Below are 15834 nucleotides of genomic sequence, written 5' to 3'. Positions count from 1 at the left end.
CCAGGCAAATAAACCTACCGGGCTCATGCCGGCCGCTTGCCCGGCCCGGGCAAGTACCTCAATATCCTCGACCAGGAGGATCACAATATCGCTATCCGGCCACCAGTCTTCCCAGAAAACAGTGGATAGCCCCGGCCGACCGTGCATGGCCGCACGGAGGCGCTCGGCTCCCTGCGTCGTCGTACCTATCGCGATATAGCTGGCCGGGCACATATGAGAATCGAGTCCACCCGGTGGGCTCAAGAAAACATCTTCACGACTACCCGCACAGCGCAGCAGAGCACCACGAATCCGCCCCCGGCTATCGCATTCCAGCACTTCGCGCGCGTGATGCGCGCCCGGGCACTCACTCGGCCAAGCGCCCGGCCTGCCGCGCACCACCCGCCAGTGCGAGAGGTCCACGAAGCCGCGCCCGGCCTCCAGCTCGCGCTGCTCCACATAGGGATTGGTGTAGAAAGCAGCCACCCCGGCCGCGTCCCCTTCCCCGGGAACCGCACCGGGCCAGCGCAGCAGCGGGCTGGGTTTCACGATTCCGGTTGCGCTTCGGATGGCGCAGACTTCGGCTCCGCTTCCGGGCAATCGCTCTGGCGCTGGAGGCGGCCGGCCATGTAGCTGCGCATCGGAACCCCGAAGGCGGCCATATCGTAAGCGTAGAAAAGCTCCGATTCCACGTAACCGCCCATGATTTGGCCGCCGGTATAGCTCGCGGCGGTGGGGGTGGCGGCGATGGCGTCCGCGACGATCTGGAATTGCGGGCCCTTAATGAAACCGGCCCAGGTCATGGCGTGGCCAGCGGAGGTGGCGACCATCCCTTCCAGAACGAAACGCCCCTCCGTGCCCCGGAGGTTATTCGGCGAGACACGCAGGTAGCCCTCGAAGCTGGACCACAGCTGGCCTTTGGTGAGGGCCGCGTACATCCGCCCGCCGGGAACTTCGCGATCCACCGCCCCGGCCGGCTCTTGGGAAAGCCAGGTCGCGGAGCGCAACCGCAGGTAGGGGCCGTGGTCATCATTATCGATGCGCAATTCGTGAAGGTAGCCGGCCGCGTCCACACCTTCGTATTCGAGAAGACCGGCGCCGCGCCACGTATCGACGAGCCAGGCCATCGGATAGGTTTCCGGACTGAGATTTTCAGGTATTGCAAAGACCATATGCTCAGGGTACCTGCCCCGGCCGGGTGCCGCCCACAGATCCGGGCACGCGCGACCCGAGGCGGCCGGAGCCCATAGCTAGTGATATTTTCCCACGTCGGAGCAAAAAAGTCTTCATTTTTCACGCTTGGCCCGAAAGCGCGAAGAAAAGTTTCCGATTGCCCGCACTCTTGTTATTCTGAAGCCACGGTGCCGGACCTTGAAAGCCCCGGGCTCCAACTAGCGCCGCTACGAGCGGCATTCGCGCCGTCAGGCGCTCTCAGGTCCGGCACCCTTTTCTTGCCCGATCTCACCACCGGGAAATACACGTTTCGCCCCGTAATGAACTATCCTTGAAACGAGTCGTTCATCGATTGTTCATGTCCCCGAAACGAGGAATTCACGTGGGGTTATTCTCTAAATTCTCGCGTTCCACGCGGGTTTTCGACCTTATTGGCGCCCAGGCAGCGCATCTTCCCATCGCCGCCGCGGGCCTCGCGCAGCTCATGACCGCACCGGTTCACGAGCGCGGAGAGTTGCAACAGCAGCTGCACACCATCGAAAACAATGCAGATGAGTCAAATCACGCACTCCTCAAAGTAGTAAATAGGTCTTTTGTCCTCCCTTTCGACAGGGAGGATCTTTATGCCCTGACCACCGCTATCGACAATTGCGTGGACCTCATGGACGAGGTGGGGGAAAACGTGGCCTTTATGCGCCCCCTCACCCTTCCCGATAGCGCGCCGACGGTGGTGGATATTCTTAAGACCTGCGCTCGGCTATCCTCGGATATTCTCGCGCATTTCAACCCGACGTCCCCGGATACCCGCGAATACTGGGTGGAAATTAACCAGCTGGAAAACAAGGGCGATTCCCTCTACCGTTCCACCCTCGCCTCGCTCTTTGAAAACGCCACCGACGCCATTGAATTGCTGCGTGTCAAACTGGTTGTGGACACTCTCGAGGACACCGTCGATGCTTTCGAGACGCTCGCAGCCGTGGTCGAGCGCATTGCCCTCAAGGAGTCCTGATTTTGTCCGAGTTGCTCTTTTTGGTGGGCACCGTCGTCGTCATTAGCCTCATTTTTGACTTCACTAACGGTTTTCACGACGCCGCAAATGCCATCGCCACCTCGGTAGCCACCCGCGCATTGACGCCCGGCGTGGCCCTCGCGATGGCGGCGGTCATGAACTTCCTCGGCGCGATGCTCGGCACGAAAGTGGCCGAAACAATCGGCTCCGGCATCGTTGATATTACCGAGCTGGAAAAAATAACCGGCCTGACCCTGGTACTCGGCGGGCTGGCCGGCGCGATTGGCTGGAATCTTATTACCTGGTGGCGTGGGCTGCCCTCCTCTTCTTCGCACGCGCTTATTGGCGGGCTGGCCGGCGCCGGCATCGCCTCTCTGGCCACCGTGCACTGGACGGTTATTTTCGACCGCGTGGTGGTGCCGATGGTTGTCTCCCCCGCGGTTGGTTTCCTACTGGCCTACCTCATTATGAAAGTGGTGCTGCGCCTACTGACGGAGGCTCCCTACCACACCACGATGCATCGCTTCCGTTACGCCCAGACGGTTTCCGCCGCCATGGTGGCTCTCGGGCACGGCCTCCAGGACGCCCAGAAAACCATGGGCGTGATCGTGCTGGCCCTCACGGCCGGCGGCTTCCATAATCTTGAGGACGGGATCCCCACCTGGGTGAAACTGGCTGCGGCAGCCGCTATTTCTTTGGGGACCGCGACCGGTGGCTTCCGTATTATGAAAACGCTCGGCTCAAAAATTATTGATTTGGATCCGGCCCGCGGTTTCGTTGCGGAAAGCGTGGCCGCGAGCGTTCTTTATACGACGGCGTTCGTGTGGGCCGCCCCCATTTCGACAACGCATACCATCACCTGCGCCATCATGGGTGTTGGAGCCACGAAGCGGCGCTCGGCAGTGCGCTGGTCCGTGGCCGGAAATATTGCTACCGCCTGGATCCTCACCATCCCGGCCGCCGGCGCCCTGGCAGCGGTTGCCACGTGGCTGCTGCGGTTAGTTCTCATCTAGACCGCTTCGCCGCTAACCGAGCGCTGCGTAAAAGCGAGGCGGCAGGCCGGCGCTGCGGCGTCGTGCTTATTTCGCCCCCACAACACACTGTGCCGCGCAGGATCATTCCCGCGCGGCACAGTTCGCAAGGTAAACGCTGAAATGTAGCCGGTTTAGCCGAAGCGCCCGGAGACGTAGTCTTCGGTTTCCTTATGGGTCGGGTTGGAGAAAATCTTTTCCGTCTCGTCGAACTCCACGAGGTGCCCGGGCTTGCCCGTCCCGGCGATATTGAAGAAGCCGGTCATTTCCGAGACGCGCGCAGCCTGCTGCATATTGTGCGTCACGATCACGATCGTGTATTCCTCTTTGAGGCTGTTCATGAGGTCCTCAATCGCGAGGGTGGAAATCGGGTCAAGGGCCGAGCAGGGTTCGTCCATGAGGAGCACCTCGGGCTTGACCGCAATGGCGCGGGCAATGCACAGACGCTGCTGCTGACCACCGGAAAGTGAGGACCCCGGCTTATCGAGGCGATCCTTCACTTCCTCCCAGAGGTTAGAGCCGCGCAGCGAACGTTCCACGATCTCATCGGCATCAGATTTCTTGATCTTCTGCGAATTGAGCCGCATCCCCGCGAGCACGTTGTCGCGGATGGACATCGTGGGGAAAGGATTAGCACGCTGGAACACCATGCCCACGTGCTGGCGGACGGTCACCGGGTCCACCCCGGCACCGTAGATATTATTGCCGTCGATGAAGACATCGCCGGTCACGTAAGCACCGTCGATCACTTCATGCATACGGTTGAGGGAACGCAAGAAGGTGGACTTGCCACACCCGGACGGCCCGATAAGCGCGGTCACCGAATTCGGTTTGATATCCACATTGACGTTCTCCACGGCGAGGAAATCACCGTAGTAGATGTTCTCGTTACGAACACTAATTCCCTGAGGCACTGTTTTTCCTTTCGGCTGCCGCGTTAGCGGCCCTTCGGGGCGAAGATATGAGCAATCAAGCGCGCCAGCAAGTTGAATACCAGCACGATAAATACCAAGACGAGCGCGCCGCCCCAGGCCAGCTCGAGGTTATTGGCCTTGAACTGCGAGTAGACGAAGACCGGGAGCGTCATCATCGGGCCGTTGAACAAGGAGTAGTTGAACGTATCCGAGACGGAGGCGGTAATCATGAGCGGTGCCGATTCACCGATCACGCGAGCGATGGCGATCACGCAACCGGAAACGATACCCGGAAGCGCGGTGCGCAGCACCACCTTGATAATAGTGCGGGACTTCGTCACGCCCAGCGCGTAAGAAGCTTCACGCAATTCGTTGGAGACGATGCGCAGCATTTCTTCGGTATTACGTACCACGATCGGCGTCATCAAAACGACGAGCGCGACGGCGCCCATGATGCCATTGCGGAAACCGAGCGCGGGGGCAAGCACCGGAACAATCGCGGCGGCGAAGAGGCCCGCCACGATGGAGGGGATACCCGTCATAATATCGACCAGGAAGGTCACCGAGCGCCCGAACCAGCCGCCCCTGTTGTATTCCACCAGGTAGATGGCCGTCAGAATACCGAGCGGGATGGCGATAAGCGCCGTAATACCGGTAATAATGAGCGTGCCCACGATGGCGTGGCCGAGGCCGGGCTGAGCGCCCGGTAGAGACATGCCAAGGGTGGAATTGTTGAGGAAGGAGTAGCTGAGAACCGGGAGAGCTTCCACAATCACCGTGTACAGCAGTGAGAGCAGCGGGAGAACCGCGAGCGCGAAGGCACTGGTGATGAGCACTGTTGCCATGCGATTGGCACCGCGGCGCGGGCCTTCCACCGCGTATCCGACAATGCGGATGACGAGGAAGAAGAGAATAAGACCCACCAGGACCGCACCGAAGAGCGACTCCGCTTTGAAACCGAAGTGGAAAAGCAGCCAGGAGGCCAGCATGCACACAACGAGCACGGCCCAGTTGAAGAACTTGGGCAGGCGGCCGTATTCGGAGGCGAAGATCGGAGTGCCTTCGCTGACAGCCGGCTCGGCCGGAATCGCGTGCGCGCCGCCATCGGGCTGGCTGGCTGGGTTCTGTGTCACGTCAGTACTCATTAGGCATTCGCTCCTGAGAATTCTGCGTACCGGGCCAGTACGCGCCGCGCCAACCAATTGACCACGAAGGTCAGGGCGAAGAGCATGAGGCCGATACCGATAAGGACCTGGCGCTGCAGACCGGGGTGAGCTTCAGGGAAGTTCAGGGCGATCTGGGAGGCGATGGTGGAATGCTGGCCCGGGGAGAAGAGGTTGAAGTTCACCTGCAGGCCGGCCGAGAGCACCATGAGAAGCGCCATCGTTTCACCCAGGGCGCGCCCCAGGCCCAGCATCGCCGCGGAGACGATACCGGAACGCCCCACCGGGAGCACGGTCATCTTGATCATTTCCCAGCGGGTGGCGCCCAGGCCAAGGGCCGCTTCTTCCAGTAGCTTCGGCGTCTGGAGGAACACTTCGCGGCACAGCGAGGTGATAATCGGGAGGATCATAATGGCCAGTACCAGGCCGCCCATCATGATGTTACGGGCCGGCGGCGTGAAAGCCACCAGGCTGGGCTGCAAGGGCCACCAGTCAAATTGGGCCAGTCCGCCTTCTTCACCCATGAATGGAACGTGATCCACCCACCACTGAAGAGGCGGGGTGAGCACATTGGAGACCCATTCGAAAACGGGGCGCACAATCGGTTCGAGAGTGCGGATACCCCACAGGCCGAAAACCACCGAGGGAATGGCCGCGAGCAGGTCAATAATGTAACCGAGGACGGAGGCGAAGCGCCGGTGCGCGAAATGCGAAATGAACAGCGCAATCGCCACCGCGAAGGGCACGGCAAGGGCGAGAGCCAGGAGTGCGGAAAGCACGGTGCCGAAGAGGGCTGCCCCGGCGTATTGCCAGAACCCCATCCCCTTCGTAAAATCTGCTGTCCCTGAGATTTCTTCCTTACCGGCAATGAATGCCGGATATGACTCGAGGAGCAGGAAGATGAAAACGGCACCCAGGATGAGGATGATGAATGCTCCAGCACCGATGGCTAGGCCGTTGAAGGTTGTGTCTGCAACGCGGCGACGCGCGCGTTTGCTCGGGCGGGCCGGCACTGCAGTCTGACCCACCTCCGGGGAGGTTTCCTGAGCATTACGCTCAAGAACCTCCCCGGCTGCGTTATCTCGTTCAGTCATATCGACTTTCAGATAGAGGTATTCGGTTGTCTAACCGGTGCTTACTTGATGGTATCGATGACGGCCATAGCCTGCGTGCGCAGGGTTTCCGAAATCGGGGCGTTACCACCGTTGGCGGCGAAAGCGGCCTTCTGGCCCTCTTCAGAGACGACGTAGGTGAAGAACGCCTTGACCAGTTCACCGGTGGAGGCATCCTTGTATTCCTGGCAGCCGATGAGGTAGGAGAGCATGACGACCGGGTAGGCACCCTTGACGGAGCCGTCACGCTTGAGGTCCTTGTTGAGGAGGGTATCCGTAGCACCTTCGGCGGCCGGGGAGTCATCCACCACGCGGGCGGCGGCTTCCGGTTCGGGACCGATGAACTCATCGCCAACCTTGACCTTCACCGGGGTGAGAGTTTCAATCTGGGAGTAGTCGGCGTAGATGATTGAGTTCGGGGTGGAAAGCGCCAGCTGGACCACGCCGGAGGTGGATTCGGCGGACTGACCGCCCTGGATCGGCCAGGTTTCTTCCGAGCCGTAGGTCCAGACCTCAGGGGCAGCTTCTTCCAGGTAGGACTGGAAGTTACCGGTGGTGCCGGACTTTTCCGCGCGGTGGATCGGAATAATGGTTTCGTCCGGGAGCTTGACGCCGGAGTTGGTGGCGGCAATCGCCGGGTCGTTCCACTTCTCAATCTGGCCGGAGAAGATCTTCGCGATGGTGGGGGCATCGAGCTTGAGCTCCTTGACGCCTTCGAGGTTCACGGCGATCGCGATGGGGGAAATGTAGACGGGCAGTTCCACGGCCACATCGGTCTTGCAGGCGTTGGAGACCTTGGTAAGTTCTTCGGCTTTGAGGGCCGAGTCGGTGCCGGCGTACTGCACCTGGCCGGAGAGGAACTGCTGGCGGCCGGTGCCCGAGCCGGTGGGCTCGTAATTGACGGTCACGCCCGAGTTAGCAATGGTGAAGTTATCGCGCCAGGCCTGCTGCGCCTTCTGCTGCGAGGAGGCACCGGAACCGGAGATAGTACCCGAGAGGTTCGAGCCGCTATCCGCGGCCTGGGTGGTGGTGTCACCCTTGGCGGCTTCGGTGGTGGCAGAAGTCGTTGCGTCCCCGCCACAGGCGGAAAGGGTCAGAGCAAGAGCGGTGGCACCCGCAAGTGCCGAGATCTTCATGGTCTTCACTGTTTAATCCTTGCGTGTTCAGGAACGCCCGTTTCGGCGCTCGCTGGTTCGAGCCTAGGAAGCGTGGGTTACGGTGACCCGCACCGGAGGTAAACAGAAGGTTAACGAGCTTGTAGCATGTCTCACAGGGCGCTCTGGGTATGTGGATGGCTGTGCGGGCCCGTTGGACACACGGGGTACGCAGGGCACGCTCACGGGAACAGCCTGCACGCTGGTCGCTAGACACACGGCCGCTAAAGCTCGGTGTGGACGGGGCGGAAGCGTTCGACGTCTACCGCGTGCTTGTCTTTCATATGGACGACGAGGATTTCTCCGGTTTTGAGGTAGGGGTCTTCCTCGGGGAGCTTTTCGCGCACGTGGTGGCCGCCGTGTTTTTTAACGACGTCGATAACAGTGCTCAAGGTGGGGCGATGCAAGCTGACCGCCGCGGGAGCGCCGCTGTCTGTTAGTACCCCTTCGATGGTTTTACGCACTCCGCCGGGGTTCTTCGCGTGGGAGTGTTCGGTGAGGGCGGCGACGCAGGTGAGGGAAACTCCAGAGGCCTGCGCGTAGGGGGCGATGGTGGCGGTGCAGCGCTGCCAGGGGGAGGAAACGAGCCGGTCCACGCCGTATACGCTGAGCACCGCGCTGATGGTGCGGGCCCGCGCGGCTCCGTGCGGGGTGAGGGGCCGGGTTTTTTCACTTCCATTCCAGGCCGAGCGTTTTTGGGCGCGGGCGTGGCGCACTAGCAGCACCGCACGGGTGGTGAGTTCCCCGCGTTCCCAGTATTTCAGGACGCGTTTGAGCATGGCACGTTCGTCTTTATAACTGAGTTTTTCGAGGGCGGTTTCCGCGTTCATCCAGCGTGATCGGGTGATTTCCCCGGGGTGGGCCTTAGGGAATTCCGGGCGGGCGGCGACCGGCCGGGAGCGCGGTGTGAGCGGGCGGGCCACCCAGTAAAAGACCCGTTTCTTTTTCCCCGAGGAGAGGGTGTAGCCAATGGAGGGCAGGGGGCGCTGCAGGGCGATATATTCGCCGGTTTCTTCGTAGACTTCCCGTACGGCTGCCATGCGAGGGCCTTCGCCGGGCTTGTATTTACCTTTGGGGAAAGACCAGTCTTTATAGCTATCCCGGCGTACGAGCAGCACCTGGAATTCGCCCGCCTTTTTGCGCCATACAACGGCGCCCGCAGCATGAACGCTGCCCATCACTCCCCCTTCGGCATAGTCGTTACGGATATGTGCGCACCCGCGGTTGTCCCGCGAGGCCCTGGCCGCGGCTTACCCGGCAAATTCTGGGCCGGACCCCTGCCGGCGGGCCGGGCCGGCCCAGGTTTTCTAGTCCCCTCCTGCCACGCGTGAGCGTGCTTGCTTCATGAGCAGCTCCTGGATATCGACGAGCGGGCGGCCCTTCGGGCTGAGGTTGTGACGCACCCACCCGTCCGGGCCCAGGTGCCACGAGCTGGTGGTATCCGCGGTGGCGACATCCACAAGCTCTACCAGGCGATCCACCATATCCGGGTCCGTGATCTTGATAAGGGCTTCGATACGCCGATCTAGGTTGCGATGCATGAGATCGGCGGAGCCGATGAAGACATCCGCGTCGCCGTCGTTACAGAACGCGTAGATACGCGAGTGCTCGAGGTAGCGCCCCAGAATGGAACGAGCCTTGATGTTATCCGAGAGCCCGGGGATGCCGGCACGCAGGGCGCAGATTCCGCGCACCTGGATGCTGACTTTCACGCCAGCTTGGCTGGCCCGGTAGAGGGCGTCGATCATGGCTTCGTCCACGATGGAGTTGACTTTGAATTTCACCCACGCGGGTTTGCCGGCGTTCTTGTTTTCAATTTCGCGTTCGATCCGGTCGATAAGCCCGGAGCGGATGCCGGTGGGCGCCACGAGGAGCCGGTGGAAGCGTTCCTGCCGGGAGTAGCCGGAAAGCTGGTTGAACAGCCGGGTGAGATCCTGGCCTACATCCCGGTTGGAGGTGAGCAGGCCCAGATCCTCATAGCCGCGGGCGGTTTTCGGGTTGTAGTTCCCGGTACCCACGTGGCAGTAGCGGCGCAGGCCATCGGATTCTTGGCGGACCACCAGCGCGAGCTTGCAGTGAGTTTTCAGCCCGATCATCCCGTAGACCACGTGGACCCCGGCGCGCTCTAGCTTGCGTGCCCACTCAATATTGCGCTGCTCATCGAAACGTGCCTTGATCTCCACGATGGCGAGGACCTGTTTCCCGGCGCGGGCCGCGCGGATGAGCGAATTGACGATGGGGGAATCCCCCGACGTGCGGTACAGGGTTTGTTTAATCGCCAGGACTTGCGGATCCGCGGCTGCCTGGGCGATGAATTGCTGCACCGAGGTGGAGAAAGATTCGTAGGGATGGTGAAGCAGCACATCATGATCACGCAGCTTGGCAAAGAAATCCGCGGGTTTGGCCGATTCGGCATCGGTGAGCCCCGTAGGCGTGACCGGAACGTACTTGGGGTATTTGAGCCCGGGCCGATCCAGATCGTGGAGCTGCTCCAGGGATTGTAAATCCAAGGGTGCGGGTAGGCGGTAGGTATCAGAGGAGCTCACGCTCATTTCCTTCTGGAGGAAGCTGAGGGTGGCATCATCCATATCCTCATCTACTTCCAGGCGCACCACCGGCCCGAAGCGCCGCCGGAGCAATTCGCGTTCCAGCGCGGTGAGGAGGTTTTCTGCGTCATCTTCTTCGACTTCGAGGTCCTCATTACGGGTGACCCGGAAGGTGGCGTAGCTCTGCACATCCATACCGGGGAAGAGCTCACCCAGGTGGTGCCCGATAAGTTCCTCCAGGGGCAGGAATTCAATATCGCTACCGGCCTCCACCGGAACGTTTTCCGGACTGTAGGCAGTGCCATCTTCTCCGATCATGAGGAAACGCGGGAGCAAATCCGGCACTTTCACCCGCGCAAAAGCGGAGGAGCCGCGCCGATCCTTGAGGACGACGGCGAGGTTGAGGGACAGACCTGAGATATACGGGAAGGGATGGGAGGGATCCACCGCGAGCGGGGTGAGGACAGGGAAGATCTCATCCTTGAATAGCTTGGAGAAGCGCTGCTGTACCTGCGCATCTAGCTCATTCCAGCGGCGGATGAAAACGCCCTGGCCTTCGAGTTTAGGCTTGATATCCTCCGAATAGACTTTCGCTTGACGCGCGGTCAGTTCATGGGTGCGTTCCGCGATGCCTTTCATCACCTGGCGCGGGGTGAGGCCGGATGCGGCCACCACTCCGATGCCGGTATCAATACGGCGCTTGAGACCAGCCACCCGCACCATGAAGAACTCATCGAGGTTCGAGGAGAAAATGGAGAGGAACCAGGCGCGTTCCAAGAGCGGCAGGGTTTCATCTTCTGCCTGCTCCAGCACCCGCTCATTGAAAGCCAGCCAGGAGAGTTCCCGATCCGCGAAGCGACCTTCAGGAAGCTGGGATTCCTCCGGGGCTTTCGCGGAGCGCTTGGCGAGTTTGCGGGATTCCTTAGCCATATCCGTAAGGGATTTCGTGGAGACCGGGGAGCCGAGCCGCACCGCCTGCAGGAAAGTTTCGTGCGGGGTGGGTTCCACAGCGCTGGCACCCTCCCGGGCCGCTAGGCGAGCACGGGTGGCGGAGAGGGCCGGTTCGGGTTGCAATTCATAGCGAACATGCCGTTCCGCCTGCGTGAACCCAGCTTTTCCGTAGACGTGCACCGCGGCGGAATTCGCGGCATCAACGTAGAGAATGCAGCGCGAGAAGCCCCGCGAGCCAGTGGTGACAAGGGCCCAGGCGGTCAGGAGCTTCCCGATACCCTTGCCGCGGTGTTCCGGTGCCACCGCGAGAACGTAGAGTTCCAGCACATTCGCTTCGCTCCGTTCGCTGGCCGCATTGGCTTCACCCGCAGCCGATTCGCCAGCTGTGCCCGCAGCACCAGAGCCACCCCCAAGCACATTCGGCTTGAGCCACACAAAACCAACGAGTTCACCTTGGGAGCGCGCCGTTACTAGGAGTTCCGGCGTGAACCAGGGCGCTTCCATACGTTCGCGCAGATCCTCCGCGGTGAGCTGGCCCTGATCGGGCAGATCTGCAAAAGCCTCCGCATTGAGGCGCGCAATATCCTCCAAATCAGCGGCAGGATCCACCGGAGCCAGTACGATCCCCGGCAAAGTCCACAGCGCGGGAGCAGGATTTTCTTCCGTAACCGGACGTTCCAAAACGAGGAGGGTACGCCCTGGGTAGAGCTGGGAAGATGCCGCGAGTTCCTGCGCGGCGGGCAGATCCCCGTGCGCCCACACCGCGGTTTCCCCCGCATCCAGAACGGTGCGCAGCAATTCCTTACCGACACCCTTGCCGCGGGCCTCCGGACGCACGGCCAATTCCACATCCCCGGTGCGCCCGGAATGAGCCACCCCGACCACGGGTTCCCCGAGAGTCCACACCCGCGAACTTTCCGCACCCGCGGCAATATCAAGAAGGGTTTGCTCACTGAAAGGCACAACACCATCCGCCGCGAAGCATTCCTGGGCGAGCTGATTAAAAAGCGCGGCCTGGTCCGGCTGCGGTGATCCGCTAACGATACTCATAGGAGGGCTCCTTTTTCCTGCTACCTCTTAACCGTAGTCGATCACTACGACAGAAAAGTTACGTCCAAGCAAACGAACGACGGCGCGGCGCCCCTCCGCCAGAGGGGCGCCCTCCCCGAGACCGTGAATTCCCACGCGGGTCAGCCCCGCCACACGAACCGGCCCACGCCACTGCGTGAACCGGGCAGCTCCGCTACGAGAGCGTGCCGCGCACCGCGCGGGCCCCGGCCGCGCGGAACTCCCGCGCTGTTTCCAGCAGCGCAGCATCGCGGCGCGTCACCGGCGTAGCCAGCGGGTGCTCATCACTGGGGATCCAAAGCGGATCCACTTCGGCAAGGGTGTCACACAGGCGAGCCGAGCTGGCTAGCACCTCCGCGAAGTCCCCGCTGAAAGAACCGGCGAACACCTCATCCCAGCTGGATTGCACTTCCCCGAGAGTGGGGGTTTTCTCCAGTTTCTCCACTCCATCAGCTCCCTGGGAGCCGAGCTTTTCCCGCGCGGCGGTGAGCCGCGCGGCGGCGTCGTTCGGGAAACGCCGCAACCATTCGCGCAGCAAGTAGCCGCGCCACAGCATTCCGGGAAGGGTGTCTTCCGGGGAGCGGGCCCATGCTTCGGCGATGACGTCGATACCTTCGGTGGCGACGAGGTCGAGCACGCGGGCACGTACCTCCGGATCTTCGGTGTGGTAACCGGAGCCGGGCAGCAGCGCCTGGGCCGCGGTGTGGGCAAGCTCGCTGTGGTAGGCGACGTCCGCTTCACCTTCGATCGACTCGAGCTGGTCCGGTTTCATCTGGGCCGGACGGCGAAAACTGCTAGCCATAATTTTTCCTCCACTCGCTCGGGGCGCGCCAGTGCGCTCGCTCACTCTTCTATTGTCGCACCTCAAAGCGGGCCTTAGTGCGGCTTTGAGCTGTTTTCCGCCGATTACGTAAAGGAGTTCAGGGATGCGGATTTCCACACAAATTCGACCCTACTTTTACCAGCGGGCCAAAGCGCGCTACACTACTTCGTGGGCCTCTAGCTCCAACGGTCAGAGCACTGGACTTTTAATCCAAGGGTTGTGGGTTCGAATCCCACGGGGCCTACCATTTTCCTCTAGCGAGCGGTCGCGCTCTTTTTGAGCGATCTCCACCGATTCTTCCGGCATAAGCTCACTCAACGGAACGCCTAGGAACGCGGCAGTCCAAGCCAAATCCCTAGCAGACCATCCAACATGGCCACTTACTTTCCGGCTAATAACCGCTTTTTTCAAGCCTAAATATTCACCGAGTTGCACCTGCGTTTTCCCGCATCGCTTAAGCCAAATCATTACCCGCTCACCGATGTACTGATCGGTATTAACGGTACTCAAGTAGGAATCACTAACAACACTCATGAGACCATGATACCAAATGGGTTTACTTTTACGAAACCTCCTTGCTTGACTTAAAATTTTCGCACTTGCACAATAGAGTCATCGAGATTATTCAGAATAAACTTACTTATGAGGTGTGATTATGGGTCTTTTGACTTCAGTAGAATTCGCTGAGGCAATCGGCGTAAGTCGCGCTTCGGTGTGGAATTGGTGTAGGTCGGGCCGAATTTCCGCAGTACAACTGCCCGGCGGCCAGTGGCGGATCCCCCAGTCGGAATTGGACCGGATTCTTGCACCAGTTTCTAAAACAGCCCCATCCACGACAAATAAAGGGACAGCCGCAGAGGTTCCGGGCCAGTTGGAAATTTTCGGGTAGGCACCAGATGGAAGCCGTGGACGAGCTTGGACAGCCGGTTGTTATCCAGTGCTGGAATTTGAATATCGCCGATGAGGGCGCGTATTCACCAGAATTGGGCGCACGAGCGCACGCCCCGTGGGTGTATGTAGCTTTCGACGTGGACGGGATACCCGAAGAGCGCTTCGATAAAGCGTGCCGGGTGCTTGAGCATTTCAAGGTGCGCGTGGAGGGCGGCGAGATTCGCCTGGGCTACAACCTCGACACACTCCCCAAGGAACTATGGGGTTGGTGTTTGCCGTGGCTAGTGTGTGGCCTGGCCTATCGCACGACCCCGGCGTTTGGCCCCAACGCTAGCGATGGTGAGGATATGTATGTTTCCCACTCTCAGATTGACCCGCTTGTGGGACTTATAGTCGCGAACCACACGGATACATGTATTGGTACGTGGCTTGGTGGGGAATGCCTGAAAGTAGCGGCTTTCACGTCGCCGGGCATTCTTACCCGGGAGTCGGTTTTCCCGCCCGCATCCTCGCAGATCTCTTCGGGGGATCTAGCTGAGTGGCTGGAGATAATCCCATGGTAAAAACACTACAAGCAGTGCTTCCCGAGCCAGGCTCGGTTTTTGACTTGGTGGTTATTGAGGGTTTGCATGTGGCCGATTGGGATATCGAGGTCCCGTCTGTGTTGAGTTTCCGCCACTGGAATTTCTCCGAAGAGTCCTGGCGCGAGCAAGCTCGCGCTAAGGTCGAGGATTTTTACGGGCGACGCCTACGCTACTTCCAAACACTAACCGGTATTACCGAGAGCGCCGTTACTGCTTTGTATGGCAGGCCGGGTGTCTCTTATCGGGCGACGTGTATCAGGCTCGCCGTGGATATGGGCTGTGAATTGCATGGCGACCTAGACGAGCCAGCCGTATTGCAAAAACTCCTGGATACCACGGCGTTCACCGCGATAACCCGAGCATACAGCGCCGTGCCAGGGCTGGTGCTTGCTGGCGGAATTCGGGTGCGGAAAGACCCGGAAGTGTTCAAGGTAGGTAATCCACCTCTCGAGTGGGTGCTCGCCTACGGGCTGCTTTCGGCAGCCTACATGATCGGTCTTCTTATTACGAGATGGCCGTGCTATCGCACGCCCGAGCACCCGGACGGGCTGATGTGTGCGGTTCATATCGCGCCGCTTGGCGGAGAGTGTGATGAGCGTGGTTTTGTGCCCGTCAATGAGCGCACGATGGAGCTTGCCGGTTTTTCCGTGCCTACGCGCGAAGACGAGCAATACATCCGTGTTGGGGGTCTGCTCTCATGACGCTAACAACTATTGCGACGCGGCCGCTTTGCCGGCTAACGCGACCAGCCCGGAGGCAGCGGCCTTTGTTTGTTTGCTTCACGGCTGGCGGGGCTGGGGCGGTCTGTCCATCTGCTACTAATGTTGTTGGTCTTGCAAAAACGAGCAATGTCCAGGCCGAGGAGACGTGCGGTTTTGTCCAGGTTCGCTGCGGTGACATGGCGGCCGGCGTTTTCGGTTTGGTGGTCGAGCCATCCGTAGAAGTAGATTTTCTCGGATTCTTCAACGTTGCGGCGCAGCGAGGGTGGAATGTTTTGCGGGGGTACCCATTCGCGGACGTTTTGCCGTGCTGCGGCGTTACTGGCGGCCTTGACAATGTTTCCGATAGGGAGTTTTACGGTTCCGCCGTGGCCGCCGATTCCCAAGGCTTGCAGAAGTGGCCCGTAGTCATCTCCCAGGTAGGTCTCCGTTGCCAGAACTCCCTTCGCGATTTCTTCTACCTCGTAGATGTGACACCAGGGGATTGGTGTTTTGTGGGTGGCGATGAGGAGCTTGTAAGGGGGCTGGGGTGCTCCTACGAACAGGCAGTCGAAAGTGTAGGGCCGGTAGGTTCCGTCTTCTTCCAGGTTCGTGGTGAACGTGAAAAGGATCCGGTAAACGCCATGAGCCTTGTGCTTCTTCCATGCGTGGCTCAGGCCTTCGAGTCTAATCATGTCTTCCCTTCCATCGACGCTGATAGTTGGTTTGCTGCTTCTA

General features: G+C 60.4%; 15 protein-coding genes and 1 tRNA gene. 6 read left to right on the top strand and 10 right to left on the bottom strand.

Features of this window, described 5'->3' with window-relative positions; all coding sequences use genetic code 11:
* Positions 1 to 528, bottom strand: a 528-nt coding sequence (locus AC5RK6_RS05115; protein WP_493926375.1) for a hypothetical protein, incomplete at its 3' end; no start/stop codon positions are given.
* A complete protein-coding gene (locus AC5RK6_RS05110) occupies positions 525 to 1151 on the bottom strand; it encodes a heme-binding beta-barrel domain-containing protein (RefSeq protein ID WP_320753078.1) in 627 nt (208 codons plus the stop codon). The genes AC5RK6_RS05110 and AC5RK6_RS05115, both read right to left, overlap by 4 nt.
* Before the next feature lie 383 nt (positions 1152 to 1534).
* On the opposite strand from AC5RK6_RS05110, the gene AC5RK6_RS05105 reads away from it, so the two are divergent.
* Entirely contained in the window at positions 1535 to 2161 is a 627-nt protein-coding gene (locus AC5RK6_RS05105; RefSeq protein WP_016442266.1) for a DUF47 domain-containing protein, read from the top strand.
* Positions 2162 to 2163: 2 nt separating this feature from the next.
* A complete protein-coding gene (locus AC5RK6_RS05100) occupies positions 2164 to 3174 on the top strand; it encodes an inorganic phosphate transporter (protein WP_126135450.1) in 1011 nt (336 codons plus the stop codon).
* A 152-nt stretch (positions 3175 to 3326) separates the two neighbouring features.
* On the opposite strand, the gene pstB is transcribed toward AC5RK6_RS05100, so the two are convergent.
* From pstB to AC5RK6_RS05065, 7 genes are all read right to left on the bottom strand, one after another.
* A complete protein-coding gene (pstB, locus tag AC5RK6_RS05095; protein WP_274778621.1) occupies positions 3327 to 4106 on the bottom strand; it encodes a phosphate ABC transporter ATP-binding protein PstB in 780 nt (259 codons plus the stop codon).
* A gap of 23 nt (positions 4107 to 4129) precedes the next feature.
* On the bottom strand, positions 4130 to 5239 hold the full coding sequence (gene pstA, locus AC5RK6_RS05090) for a phosphate ABC transporter permease PstA (protein WP_241227614.1): 1110 nt from the start codon (positions 5237 to 5239) through the stop codon (positions 4130 to 4132).
* Between the two features lie 11 nt (positions 5240 to 5250).
* A complete protein-coding gene (gene pstC, locus AC5RK6_RS05085; protein ID WP_016442261.1) occupies positions 5251 to 6363 on the bottom strand; it encodes a phosphate ABC transporter permease subunit PstC in 1113 nt (370 codons plus the stop codon).
* A gap of 41 nt (positions 6364 to 6404) precedes the next feature.
* Entirely contained in the window at positions 6405 to 7517 is a 1113-nt protein-coding gene (pstS, locus tag AC5RK6_RS05080) for a phosphate ABC transporter substrate-binding protein PstS (protein ID WP_039898602.1), read from the bottom strand.
* 242 nt (positions 7518 to 7759) lie between these two features.
* The gene (locus AC5RK6_RS05075; RefSeq protein WP_016442259.1) at positions 7760 to 8713 is read right to left on the bottom strand and encodes an NUDIX hydrolase; all 954 of its coding nucleotides are present in this window, start codon (positions 8711 to 8713) and stop codon (positions 7760 to 7762) included.
* A gap of 129 nt (positions 8714 to 8842) precedes the next feature.
* The gene (locus tag AC5RK6_RS05070; protein WP_435730766.1) at positions 8843 to 12082 is read right to left on the bottom strand and encodes an RNA degradosome polyphosphate kinase; all 3240 of its coding nucleotides are present in this window, start codon (positions 12080 to 12082) and stop codon (positions 8843 to 8845) included.
* A 193-nt stretch (positions 12083 to 12275) separates the two neighbouring features.
* The gene (locus AC5RK6_RS05065) at positions 12276 to 12902 is read right to left on the bottom strand and encodes a hypothetical protein (protein ID WP_320757228.1); all 627 of its coding nucleotides are present in this window, start codon (positions 12900 to 12902) and stop codon (positions 12276 to 12278) included.
* 191 nt (positions 12903 to 13093) lie between these two features.
* Here AC5RK6_RS05065 and AC5RK6_RS05060 point away from each other — a divergent pair.
* The 4 genes from AC5RK6_RS05060 (at position 13094) to AC5RK6_RS05045 (ending at position 15099) form a co-directional block, all read left to right on the top strand.
* Positions 13094 to 13170 (top strand) — tRNA-Lys (locus AC5RK6_RS05060).
* A gap of 408 nt (positions 13171 to 13578) precedes the next feature.
* On the top strand, positions 13579 to 13812 hold the full coding sequence (locus tag AC5RK6_RS05055) for a helix-turn-helix domain-containing protein (RefSeq protein ID WP_039898247.1): 234 nt from the start codon (positions 13579 to 13581) through the stop codon (positions 13810 to 13812).
* Positions 13813 to 13828: 16 nt separating this feature from the next.
* Positions 13829 to 14377, top strand: a complete 549-nt coding sequence (locus AC5RK6_RS05050) for a hypothetical protein (RefSeq protein ID WP_155875807.1) — start codon at positions 13829 to 13831, stop codon at positions 14375 to 14377.
* Positions 14371 to 15099 carry a hypothetical protein gene (locus AC5RK6_RS05045; protein ID WP_435730767.1) on the top strand — a complete coding sequence of 243 codons (729 nt, stop codon included), beginning with the start codon at positions 14371 to 14373 and terminating at the stop codon, positions 15097 to 15099. Before AC5RK6_RS05050 ends, AC5RK6_RS05045 begins: the two co-directional genes overlap by 7 nt.
* A 35-nt stretch (positions 15100 to 15134) precedes the next feature.
* Here AC5RK6_RS05045 and AC5RK6_RS05040 read toward each other — a convergent pair whose 3' ends face one another.
* Positions 15135 to 15791 (bottom strand): DUF6037 family protein, encoded by a 657-nt coding sequence (locus AC5RK6_RS05040; protein WP_284905864.1) that lies wholly within the window; start codon positions 15789 to 15791, stop codon positions 15135 to 15137.
* Positions 15792 to 15834 lie beyond the last annotated feature (43 nt).

This window comes from Actinotignum sp. usb-actsch-213, assembly GCF_059085665.1.
The sequence above is the reverse complement of the archived record's forward strand: the minus strand, read 5'-3'. Positions and strand labels throughout refer to the sequence as shown.

Bases quoted from the DNA above. Each gene is read 5' to 3' on its own strand.
- AC5RK6_RS05110 (WP_320753078.1), bottom strand. From the start codon at position 1,151: ATGGTCTTTGCAATACCTGAAAATCTCAGTCCGGAAACCTATCCGATG.
- pstC (WP_016442261.1), bottom strand. From the start codon at position 6,363: ATGACTGAACGAGATAACGCAGCCGGGGAGGTTCTTGAGCGTAATGCT.
- pstS (WP_039898602.1), bottom strand. From the start codon at position 7,517: ATGAAGATCTCGGCACTTGCGGGTGCCACCGCTCTTGCTCTGACCCTT.
- AC5RK6_RS05075 (WP_016442259.1), bottom strand. From the start codon at position 8,713: ATGGGCAGCGTTCATGCTGCGGGCGCCGTTGTATGGCGCAAAAAGGCG.
- AC5RK6_RS05070 (WP_435730766.1), bottom strand. From the start codon at position 12,082: ATGAGTATCGTTAGCGGATCACCGCAGCCGGACCAGGCCGCGCTTTTT.
- AC5RK6_RS05065 (WP_320757228.1), bottom strand. From the start codon at position 12,902: ATGGCTAGCAGTTTTCGCCGTCCGGCCCAGATGAAACCGGACCAGCTC.
- AC5RK6_RS05055 (WP_039898247.1), top strand. From the start codon at position 13,579: ATGGGTCTTTTGACTTCAGTAGAATTCGCTGAGGCAATCGGCGTAAGT.
- AC5RK6_RS05045 (WP_435730767.1), top strand. From the start codon at position 14,371: ATGGTAAAAACACTACAAGCAGTGCTTCCCGAGCCAGGCTCGGTTTTT.
- AC5RK6_RS05040 (WP_284905864.1), bottom strand. From the start codon at position 15,791: ATGATTAGACTCGAAGGCCTGAGCCACGCATGGAAGAAGCACAAGGCT.